The sequence below is a fragment of the Leeuwenhoekiella sp. CH_XMU1409-2 genome (assembly GCF_037029365.1).
GTDB lineage: Bacteria > Bacteroidota > Bacteroidia > Flavobacteriales > Flavobacteriaceae > Leeuwenhoekiella > Leeuwenhoekiella blandensis.
Map to the genome: position 1 here is coordinate 1 of NZ_JAYMEI010000021.1, position 11,803 is coordinate 11,803.

Annotated in this window: 8 protein-coding genes and 1 tRNA gene; 8 read left to right on the top strand and 1 reads right to left on the bottom strand. The window is 41.9% G+C overall.

Translation table 11 applies throughout. The features are described 5' to 3' along the window. The first annotated feature begins 152 nt into the window (after positions 1-152). From WA338_RS17075 to WA338_RS17110, 8 genes are all read left to right on the top strand, one after another. Positions 153-2,588, top strand: a complete 2,436-nt coding sequence (locus WA338_RS17075) for a zinc-dependent metalloprotease (protein WP_009778741.1) — start codon at positions 153-155, stop codon at positions 2,586-2,588. 204 nt (positions 2,589-2,792) lie between these two features. Beyond that, on the top strand, positions 2,793-3,239 hold the full coding sequence (locus WA338_RS17080) for a ferritin-like domain-containing protein (RefSeq protein ID WP_009778740.1): 447 nt from the start codon (positions 2,793-2,795) through the stop codon (positions 3,237-3,239). 185 nt (positions 3,240-3,424) lie between these two features. Further along, positions 3,425-3,871 (top strand): ferritin-like domain-containing protein, encoded by a 447-nt coding sequence (locus WA338_RS17085; protein WP_272985084.1) that lies wholly within the window; start codon positions 3,425-3,427, stop codon positions 3,869-3,871. A 244-nt stretch (positions 3,872-4,115) separates the two neighbouring features. Continuing rightward, complete coding sequence (gene dnaE, locus WA338_RS17090) at positions 4,116-8,498, top strand: DNA polymerase III subunit alpha (RefSeq protein ID WP_272985086.1); 4,383 nt, start codon at positions 4,116-4,118, stop codon at positions 8,496-8,498. 157 nt (positions 8,499-8,655) lie between these two features. After that, a complete protein-coding gene (gene trxA, locus WA338_RS17095; protein WP_009778737.1) occupies positions 8,656-8,973 on the top strand; it encodes a thioredoxin in 318 nt (105 codons plus the stop codon). A 266-nt stretch (positions 8,974-9,239) separates the two neighbouring features. After that, complete coding sequence (locus tag WA338_RS17100; RefSeq protein WP_009778736.1) at positions 9,240-9,785, top strand: ClpP family protease; 546 nt, start codon at positions 9,240-9,242, stop codon at positions 9,783-9,785. 108 nt (positions 9,786-9,893) lie between these two features. Next, positions 9,894-10,823, top strand: coding sequence for a DUF58 domain-containing protein (locus WA338_RS17105; protein ID WP_040533126.1), 930 nt, complete (start codon positions 9,894-9,896; stop codon positions 10,821-10,823). Between the two features lie 113 nt (positions 10,824-10,936). Next, positions 10,937-11,010: transfer RNA gene (locus tag WA338_RS17110), tRNA-Asp, on the top strand. 122 nt (positions 11,011-11,132) lie between these two features. Here WA338_RS17110 and WA338_RS17115 read toward each other — a convergent pair. Then, positions 11,133-11,798 carry a DNA-binding response regulator gene (locus WA338_RS17115; protein WP_272985088.1) on the bottom strand — a complete coding sequence of 222 codons (666 nt, stop codon included), beginning with the start codon at positions 11,796-11,798 and terminating at the stop codon, positions 11,133-11,135. Positions 11,799-11,803: the final 5 nt, after the last annotated feature.

Consider the following 11,803-nt stretch of genomic DNA (forward strand, 5'->3'; position numbering starts at 1 on the left):
GTTTCTTCTCAGCTCCTTCTGAGTCTTTCATAAATAAGTCGAATTTGTGTCAACTTATTTCAGGACGGGACATAAATTCAACTACTAAAGGCCTTTTAATAAAGGCCTTTTTTCAATAATAATGGGTAAATTCAGCATCTAAATTTTTAATGATGCTAAAACGATTTTCTCTTGTGCTTGCTGCCGGACTCACACTTTACGGCTGTAAAACACAAAAAACTGCTGCAACTACCTCCACAGCAGATTCTTCAACAAAACAAAAGTCCAAATTCAAACCTTACAACAAGGTAATTACTGCCGAAGCAAAATCAGATGCCGGTCTTTTTACCACCCACAAGGTTGACGACAAACTGTATTTTACCATCCCAGACAGCTTGATGGGTAAAGATATGCTGCTGGTGAGTCGTATCGCAAAAGTACCTTCAGGCTATGGTGGAGGCTACGTTAATGCCGGCTCCAAAGTAAATGAGCAAGTCATTAGATGGTCAAAACGCGGCAATTATGTAGACGCGCGTGTGATCAGTTTTGAGAACCAAAGTGATGAAGACAGCCCGATCAGCAAATCGGTTGAGGCCAATAATTTCTTTCCTATTCTTTTTAGTGCAGAGGTTGAGACCAAAACACCCGATTCTACAGGTGTAGTGATTGATGTGACCAAATTATTCACACAAGATATCGCGGCAATCAATGCGGTTTCACCAAGATCAAGAAAACAGTATAAAATACGTAGACTTGACAACAATCGTAGCTATATCGAATCGGCACACGCCTATCCTCAAAATGTTGAGATCAAACACGTAATGACTTACGAAGCCGAAGAACCGCCACAACGCGATCAGGCAAGTACGCTTACTTTTTTAATGAATCAGTCGATGATTCTTCTTCCCGAAGATAAGATGCAACCACGTCTTGCTGATGAGCGTGTAGGTTGGTTCACGCTTAGAAAATACGATTACGATTCTGATGCGCTTAAATCTGATGATTATCGCATTTTAAGAAGATGGAGACTGGTCCCTAAAGATATCGAAGCTTACAAACGTGGCGAGCTCGTAGAACCGGTAAAACCTATCGTGTACTATCTAGATCCTGCGACTCCTATGAAATGGAGACCTTATTTTAAACAAGGAATCGAAGATTGGAATGCCGCCTTTGAAAAAGCAGGTTTCAAAAATGCCATAATCGCAAAAGACCCGCCTTCTCCGGAAGAAGATCCAGAATTTAGCCCTGAAGATGTGCGCTATTCTGTAATTCGCTATGTGGCGAGTACCACCCGAAATGCTGTTGGACCTTCAGTATCTGACCCACGTACCGGTGAGATTTTAGAATCTGATGTGATCTGGTATCACAATCACCTACGCTCTTATCGCAACCGCTTTATGATCGAAGCAGGTGCTCAGAATCCGGCTGCAAGAACTTTAGAAACTCCTGAAGCTGAAATTGGCGAAATGATGCGCATGGTAATCGCACACGAAGTAGGTCACGCGATCGGTCTTCCTCACAATATGAAAGCTAGTTCTGCTTACCCAACAGACTCTTTACGTGTCGCTTCGTTTACACAGAAATATGGCTTAACGCCTTCGATTATGGATTATGCCCGTGTAAATTATGTAGCGCAACCCGAAGACGAAGGTGTTCGCTATATCAGAATGATGGGGCCTTACGATTATTATGCTGTGAACTGGGGATATCGCTATCTTCCGGAAGCAGACAGTCCTGAAGCTGAAAAACCTACCTTAGACCAATGGATTCTTGAAAAAGCAGGAAATCCTTGGTATGAGTTTGGCAGTTCAAGAGGTGTTGATCCACATTCACAAACCGAAAGTTTAGGAGACGATAACATCAAAGCCAGTTTATACGGATTGGCAAATATGAAAAAGGTCGTTCCTAACTTAATTGACTGGACGACTAAAGACGGTTACGGCTACGACGATCTTGACGAAGTTTATGGCGAATTAACCCGACTGTGGAGAGGTTATGTTTATCACGTGATCACTAATGTTGGTGGAATTTATGAAACCCGCAAAACAGCAGATCAGGAGGGTGTGGTGTATGAGCCGGTTCCTGAAAGCATTCAAGAGGAAGCGGTGGCATTCTTAAATGAGCATGCCTTCACCACTCCAGAATGGCTTCTTGATGAGGAAATTTTAAACCGAATAGAATCAGACGGTGCTATTGAACGCATTCAGAATTTACAAACACGTGCTTTAGGAAGTCTGCTTAGCGTAGATCGCATCAACCGTATGGTGAGCACCGTAGAACAAGAAGGAAATTCAGCCTACACGCCTCTTGAGCTGATGACCGATCTACGCAAAGGAATTTTCAGCGAATTGTATGCTGCTCAAAAAACCGATGCTTACCGTCGTAATTTACAGCGTGCATTTGTAGATATCGCTTCAGAATATATCAAAAAGGAAAAAGCTGCAGAAGACGAAGTGTTGAAGTCAGACGTAAGCGCGTTGATGCGCGGTGTGCTTACGCAATTACGTCGCGACTTGAATAGAAGAAAAAATTATTCTGGCGACACGATTACAAAATATCATTTTGAAGATTTAATCGCACGCATTGATACCGCTTTTGACCGAAATTAAATTTAAACACCCAACCCTATTTTCAACGCCCGGCTGCTCCCAGTCGGGCGTTATTTTTTTAACAGAATTCTTCTTAAACCCGCTGTTAATTTGCCTTAAATCAGGTTAAACCCTGTTAATTGCAAGAATATAAGCGTGCTCCTGAATACTTTAGTAGTGGATTTCAGCATAAGTTGAAGTCTAAACCAAAAAAAAAATTAAGCTATGAGTTATTCTGATAAAATGGGCGAAAAGCTCAACGAACTACTAGAGAAAAATTATGATGCCGAAGCAGGTTATAAAAACGCTGCTGAGAAAGTAGAAAATTCAGCATTAAAAAATTATCTGCTAAGTCGTGCGCAAGACCGTTATGATTTTGGTCACGAATTAAAAGCAGAACTAAAAACTTTTGGACAAGAGCCTGAAAAAGGAACAAGCCTCGCCGGTGATGCACATCGCTTATGGATGGATTTAAAAACAGCTTTAACTTCAGATAAAGATGAAGCTGTACTAGAAGAAGCTATTCGCGGCGAGCGCGCTGCAGTAGATGAATATGATGAGATTTTGAAAGAAGAGAGCCTTCCTTCATCTACAAAATCGATCATTACCGCACAGCGCAATTCGGTGAAAAATGCTTTAAACGAGGCGAAAGCGCTTGAAGTACTTGCATAAAAACAGAAACTGAACCTGAAGATTTTCAGGTTCAGTTTTAAATTGTGTTAAACTAACCAACCTAACGTTAAACAATCTTAATGTATTTGTTTTCAGAGTATTGAATCGCTATATTAAGAATGGATGTTAACGAAACACATCCCACCAACCAAAAATTTGTTTCGCTAATTTAAAGAAGATAGAAGATGAAGTTTACTGAGAAAATTTCGAACAATTTAAACGAACTATTAACCAAAAATTACGATGCCGAAGCCGGTTATAAATTGGCTGAAGAAAACGTAAAGGACAATACGCTAAAAGAATATTTTGGGCGTAAAGCAAAAGAACGTTACGACTTTGGGCATCAAATCAAAAATGAAATAAAAGTGTACGGCGAAAGTCCTGATAAAGGAACCAGTGTAGCCGGAGATGCGCACCGTTTATGGATGAATGTAAAATCGACCATATCTAAGAATAGTGAAGAAGCGATTTTAGAAGAAACCATCCGTGGAGAAAAAAATGCGATCGAAGAGTACAATGCTATTCTCGAAAATCCAAATCTCCCACCAACAACGGAAGCCATTTTAAACACACAACTAGACCTAATCAAAGGCACATTAGAAGAAGTAAAAGCCTTTGAAGTTATGGCATAAACACATTTATTTGAATTAGCCAACCGAAAGTAAATGTTGAAAAGCGCCTTGATCTCACGATCAAGGCGCTTTTTATTTGTATTGTCAAAAGAATTAATACTTCAAGATTTCCCTGAGGCAGTTTAACTCAAATACCCCGTTAATAACTCCTCATATCTTAACTTTTTAAAGCCTCTGTTTTTCTTTAATTTTAAACTTTTCCGCGTTTGCGACTTCGCAAAAAATAACCCAAAGAGAACCAGAGATGTACCTGATATTTGATACCGAAACTACCGGCTTACCCAAGAACTGGAGCGCTCCCATCACCGATTCTGACAACTGGCCAAGAGCCATCCAGATCGCTTGGCAGCTGCACGATGATATGGGCAACTGTATCGAGCACGAGGATTATTTAATTCGTCCTGACGGATTTGACATTCCTTTTGATGCCGAGCGTATCCACGGGATTTCTACCGAACTCGCACAACGTGATGGTTTACCTCTTGGTGAAGTTTTAGGCAAATTCAAAGCGGCGCTTGAACGCACCAAATTTGTGGTAGGTCAAAACGTGGGCTTTGACGTTAATATTATGGGAGCGGAATTCCATCGATTGGATGTTACCAATCAACTACAAGAATTACCTGTTCTTGACACCTGTACCGAAACCACAGCACAACTCTGCCAGATTCCCGGTGGACGTGGTGGTAAATTCAAATTACCCACACTAACCGAGTTACACCAGTACTTATTCAATCAACCCTTTGCAGAAGCGCACAATGCTACTGCCGATGTGGAGGCAACCACGCGTTGCTTTTTTGAACTGGTGCGCAGACGCATTTTTACGCAGGAAGAATTAGACGTTCCCGCCGGATATTTTGAGAACTTCTCAGAAGCCAATCCGCAGCCTATTGAGTTTATTGGCTTAAAACACATCAACCTCAAAAAGGCTTCAGACGAAATTCGCAAAGAGCTGCAAAAAGCAGATCAGGCCGATATTTCAAAAGAAGAAATCAAGGAGAATAAAGAGCAACTGGCCAAGGTAGATTTTGTGCATTTGCACAACCACTCACAGTTCTCTATTCTTCAGTCTACTGCCAGTGTTCACGATCTGGTGGCAGCAGCAAAAAAACATAAAATGCCCGCGGTGGGAATCACCGATATGGGTAATATGATGGGAGCCTTCCACTTTGTGAAAGCCTTGACCGCACATAACAAAGCAGCGCAAAAGAAAAACGACGAGCTTTTAGAAGCCGGTGAAGAACCTACGGAAACCATCATCAAACCTATCGTGGGTGCCGAGCTTAACGTTTGTCAGGATCACACCAACAAAAGCCAAAAAGACAACGGATATCAAATCGTTTTTCTGGCAAAGAATAAACGCGGTTATCACAACCTTGCAAAAATGGCGTCCCTCGCCTACACCGATGGTTTTTACTACGTGCCACGTATAGACCGCAAGATCGTTGAGCGCTACAAAGAAGATATCATCGTGCTTACCGGTAACCTGTATGGAGAAGTCCCCAGCAAGGTGCTGAATGTAGGTGAAAAACAAGCCGAAGAAGCCCTGCTATGGTGGAAGGAAACTTTTGGTGATGACCTATATATCGAGGTGATGCGTCACGGTCAGGAAGATGAAGATCGTGTGAATCAAACCTTGATCGAATTTTCTAAAAAACATGATGTAAAACTGGTAGCGACCAACAACACCTTTTACATCGACAAAGAAGACGCTCCCGCACACGATATTTTGTTATGCGTGAAGGATGGCGAAAAAGTGGCTACGCCAAAAGGTCGTGGCCGCGGTTATCGTTTTGGTCTTGACAATGAAGAATACTACTTCAAGTCGGCAGACGAGATGAAAGCGTTGTTTACTGATCTGCCGGAAGCCATAAGTAACGTTGATGAGATCGTTGATAAAGTGGAAGCTTTTGTTCTGGCACGTGACGTACTTTTACCGGCCTTTACCATTCCTGAAGAATTTCAGTTTGAAGAAGACAAGCAGGATGGTGGTAAGCGCGGAGAAAACAAATACTTAAAACACATCACATTTGAAGGTGCACGCCAGCGCTATCCTGAGATCACTCCAGATATTGAAGAGCGCCTCAACTTTGAGCTCAGCGTTATTGAAAATACCGGGTATCCAGGATATTTCTTGATCGTGGAAGACTTTATTCGTGAAGCCCGCAATATGGGCGTTTCGGTAGGTCCCGGTCGGGGTTCTGCTGCCGGTAGTGCGGTAGCCTATTGCTTGGGAATCACCAATATAGACCCGATCAAGTACGACTTGCTTTTTGAGCGTTTCCTGAATCCGGATCGTGTGAGTATGCCCGATATTGATATCGACTTTGATGATGAAGGCCGAAGCCGCGTTATGGATTATGTGATCGATAAATATGGGGCCAATCAGGTGGCGCAGATCATCACCTACGGTACGATGGCGGCAAAATCTTCGATCAGAGATACCGCGCGGGTTTTAGATCTTCCGCTAAGTGATGCCGATCGTATCGCCAAGCTGATCCCTAATATGTCGAAACTCGCCAAGATTTTTGGGCAGAGTGAAGCCGACTTAAAAAAGAAATTCCGTTCTGAAGATTTAGTCAAAGTCAACGAACTTTTAAACCTCGCTGAAGGTGACGATCTTGAAGGACAAACCTTAAGACAAGCGCGCCAGCTGGAAGGTTCGGTACGTAACACCGGGATTCACGCCTGTGGGGTGATCATCACACCCGACGATATCACCAACTTCGTTCCGGTTTCTATCGCTAAAGATTCAGACTTATACGTCACCCAGTTTGACAACTCGGTCGTAGAAGAAGCCGGTCTACTAAAAATGGACTTCTTGGGTCTGAAGACCCTGACCTTGATCAAAGACACGGTAAAACTGGTAAAACATAAGCACGGGATCGATCTGGACCCCGACAGTTTTCCGCTAGATGATCAAAAAACCTATGAGTTATTCCAGCGCGGAGATACGGTTGGGATCTTTCAATACGAATCACCGGGGATGCAAAAACACATGCAGGCGTTAAAACCTACGGTTTTTGAGGATCTTATCGCAATGAACGCTCTGTATCGCCCGGGACCTATGGAATACATCCCGAGTTTTATCGCGCGTAAACACGGGGAGGAAGAAATTCAGTATGACCTTCCTGCGATGGAAGAGTATTTGGAAGAGACTTACGGGATTACGGTCTACCAAGAGCAGGTGATGCTGCTGTCGCAAAAACTGGCAGGCTTTAGTAAAGGTGATGCCGATGTTTTGCGTAAAGCGATGGGTAAAAAGATCTTTGCCCTGCTGGAAAAACTGAAACCACAATTCTTAGATGGTGGAGAGAAAAACGGCCACGACCGAAAGATTCTCGAAAAGATCTGGAAAGACTGGGAAGCTTTTGCTGCATACGCCTTTAACAAATCGCACTCTACCTGTTATGCGTGGATCGCCTACCAGACCGCGTATTGCAAGGCCCACTACCCTGCCGAATATATGGCTGCGGTACTGTCAAACAATATGAACGACATCAAGCAGGTGACCTTCTTTATGGAAGAATGTAAACGTATGGGACTTGAAGTTTTGGGGCCTGACGTGAATGAATCGTTCAGAAAATTTACTGTTAACGATCGTGGTGCGGTGCGTTTTGGAATGGGTGCTGTAAAGGGTGTTGGTGCCAATGCCGTAAAAACGATTGTTGAAAACCGGGAGGATGGCCCTTATCGCAGTGTGTTTGATTTGGCTAAACGTATCGACCTGCGTGCTGCCAATAAAAAAGCTTTTGAATCTCTGGCACTTGCCGGTGGCTTCGACAGTTTTATGCCTACACATCGTGCGCAATATTTTAAAGATGAAGGCGACGGCATCACTTTTCTGGAAAAAGCGGTGAAGTATGGTGCCAAATTTCAAGAGAATGAAAACTCAGCACAGGTAAGTCTGTTTGGCGAAGCCAGTGAAGTTCAGATTCCCGAGCCGGTGGTGCCTCCTTGTGAAGAATGGGGAACGATGGAAAAACTACGCCGCGAGAAAGAAGTGGTGGGTATTTATATTTCGGGACATCCGCTGGATGACTTCAAACTGGAAATGGATAATTTCTGTAACGGAAAAATAAGTGATTTTAATAATCTGGAAATGCATCTCAACCGCGAACTCACCATTGGTGGGGTCATTAGCGACGTGCAACACCGGGTTTCTAAAAACGGAAAAGGCTGGGCTGCTTTTACGGTTGAAGATTTTGACGAGTCGTTTGAGTTTAGAATGTTTGGCGAAGAGTACCTCAAGTTCAGGCACTTTCTAATCCCCAACTCCTTTGTGCATATGCGTGTATTTATTCGTGAGGGATGGACCAACCGCGAGACGGGTAAAAAAGGCGATCCGAGAATGCAGTTCAACAACTTTATGCAGCTGCAAGACGTGATGGAAACCTTTAGCAAAAAGCTTACGATCAATCTGGATCTGCAAGAAGTACAAGGCGACCGCATCGAGCAATTGCGTGAAACTTTATTTAATCACCGTGGCGATCATAATTTGCATTTCTACGTATTTGAACCCAAAGAAAAAATAGCGCTACAAATGCCAAGTAGAAAGAAAAAGGTAAAAATCAGCAGCGCATTATTGAATGAATTAAAAGCGCAACGGTTTAGTTTTAAATTGAACTAGTGGCAAAACAATAGATCAGCCCAAAATCGAAATATGATCTTAAGGCATTCAAAAATCAATTTAACTGATTAAAACATAGTCAAATCTAATTCGCTGGTTGTAAGCTTTGGAAAAATAATTGACTAATTTTGCATTATAACCTAATAACAGAATTAAAATGGCACTAGAAATAACAGACGCAAATTTTGAAGAAACCGTATTACAATCTGACAAGCCTGTATTGGTAGACTTTTGGGCTGCTTGGTGCGGACCTTGTAGAATGGTAGGACCTGTAATTGAAGAGATCAGCACAGAGTATGATGGTAAAGCCGTTGTAGGTAAACTTGATGTTGATGCTAATCAGGAGTTTGCTGCTAAGTATGGTGTGCGTAACATCCCAACCGTTTTGATGTTTAAAGGCGGTGAAGTTGTAGGTCGCCAGGTAGGTGTTGCTCCAAAAAATGTATACACAGAAGCTATTGACGGTTTACTTTAAGAGTTTATACTCTTGATTTGAGTAAACACGTACATTATAAAAAAGGTCTGACGTAGCGTCAGACCTTTTTTATTAACGACGCTAAAGGGTTTAATCTTCAAAGGCTTGTCTAACTCCGTTTACGAGGTAAAACTTTAGCTGTATGCAAGCAGTCTCTGCAAGATTTTACGAGCAATTCATATCTTAAATGCGTATACTTGTTAGACTAAATTTTGTACGTTAATCTATAGAAAAAGCCATAGCGCTATTCAAATAAAATTCAGAAAATGGAAACTAAAAAAGGAAAACCACAAGATCTCATCGATGCTAAATTATTAGAAGAACGCAAAGTATTCTTATGGGGTCAGGTAGACGATAAAAGTGCAAAACACGTCGTAGATCGCTTATTATATCTGGACGCGTTGAGCAACGACGAAATTCAATTTTACATCAACAGCCCGGGAGGATATGTGACTTCAGGATTTTCAATATACGATACGATCAAATCGATTAAAAGTCCGGTTTCTACCATTTGCACCGGCCTGGCTGCGAGTATGGGAAGTATTTTACTTTCGGTAGGTGAAAAAGGACGTCGTTTCATTCAGCCACACGCCCGTGTGATGATTCACCAGCCAAGTGGTGGTGCACGCGGACAAGCAAGCGACATTGAAATTACCGCTCAGGAAATCTTAAAGACCAAAGAGTTGAGTGCAAAAATTCTTGCTGACAACTGCGGGCAGGATTTTGATAAAGTAATGAAAGATTTTAACCGTGACCATTGGATGGGTGCAGAAGAATCTGTTGCCTACGGAATCGTAGACGGAATCGTTTAATCAAAAAACAGTAAGCAGCTTGCAGTAGCAGTAGGCAGTATCCGAAATACGGTCAACTGATACTGCGAGTTGCAATCTGAAAACCCCGAAACCTAAACCACAAACGTGATCGATCTACAGGCGCATCTTAACAGCATTGCCGGTTTCAATAATCTGGAACTGCTCGCCGGTCAAGTGGTAGAAGGTTTTATTAGCGGGATGCATAAGAGTCCGTTTCACGGCTTTTCTGCAGAATTTGCAGAGCATAAGGTTTACAATACGGGTGAAAGTACCAAGCACATCGATTGGAAGCTGTACGCACGTTCAGACAAGTTATACACCAAACGCTACGAAGAAGAAACCAACCTGCGTTGTCATCTCATTATAGACAACAGCAGCAGTATGCACTACCCTAAACTCAAACAAACCGATTTTAATCAACCTAATAAAATTGCGTTTTCGGTATTGGCAAGTGCGGCTATTATGCAATTGATGAGGAAGCAGCGGGATGCGGTTGGACTCAGCATTTATGCAGAGCAGTTTGATTACTATGCTCCGGAAAAAGGAAGTGAGCGCCATCATCATATGTTGCTCGATCAATTGAATCAGGTTTTAATTCAACCCGACAAAGCGCAAAAAACAGATACCTACGCTAATCTTCATTTTATTGCTGAAAAATTGAAACGACGTTCGCTGGTGTTTTTATTCAGTGATCTTTTTCAAAACGAATTACAACAAGAAAAGACCTTTGAAGCTTTGCAACATTTGAAGTACAATAAGCACGAAGTCGTGCTTTTTCATACCTACGATAGCGCTACCGAATTAAATTTTGATTTTGACAGCACACCCAAGCGATTCGAAGATGTAGAGACCGGAAAAAGCATCGATGTTTTTTCTGACAATGTAAAAGAAGGATACAACAAAGCCGTAAGTGATTATTTTACAGCACTTAAACTGCGATGCGCGCAATACAACATCACCTATGTAAGTGCTGATATACAGCGTGGTTTTGCGCCAATTTTGAGCACATTTTTAGTAGAACGAAAACAGTTTTTATAAGAAATAAAAAAACTTTCATTTTTTGTTTGCACACTTAAAAAAGGAATGTATATTTGCACCCGCAAGAAAGGAAATGATCAACGCTTCTGCTCTTGCAAAGTTCATAAAATATTGGTCTGGTAGTTCAGTTGGTTAGAATACATGCCTGTCACGCATGGGGTCGCGGGTTCGAGTCCCGTCCAGACCGCAAAAAGCTCTTCAAGAAATTGAGGAGCTTTTTTCGTTTTATATCTTTTGTGAACTTTTTATTTTCTTCCTTCTAGATTCTGAAGGTTTTTAATTAAAGGGAATAGCGTAAACTTCAGTCGATTAAATAATTCCCTGACGTGCGAGTTTAGCGACCAGATGCGTCGAATTCTTTACATCAAACTGAATAAAGAGTTTGCTTACGCGCTTATCTAAAGAACTCTCACTATTGGGTTTGATGCCTTGCTTGATGAGTCGCTCACGTATCTCTCGTTTACTATAACCTTCAGCGAGATCGTTGATCACGATAAGATCTAATTCTTCAAGTTCAATAACATTACGCTTTTCGCTTAAATCGATTTGAGGCGAAACAAAAACAGCACCTGTAGAAGCTTGCTTTACAGCTTGTATGAGTTCGTTTAAGCTACTTCTGCCTTTGCATACATAACCATCAATTTTATAAACGTCAAGTAGTTCTTTGATCTTAACCGGATTATCTTCTACAGAATTTACAATGATCTTAATCTCCGGGTCTAAAGCTCGTACTGCTTTGATCAAGGCGTAGCCCGATGTAAGTTTTCGGGTTAAGCTACCGGGTTTAAATGATAAATCGGTTATCAAGAGTTCAAAAGGCTGCTGCTCTTGAAGCGCTACCTGAATGCGCGTATATGCGGTATCACAGTATTGCGCCTCATAAACTTCAGTAATAAAGGTTTGCTCTTTAAGGGTATCAACGATGCTCTTGGTATCTCCTTGAAAATCTTCAGCTATCAATACTTTTTTAAACATAAATC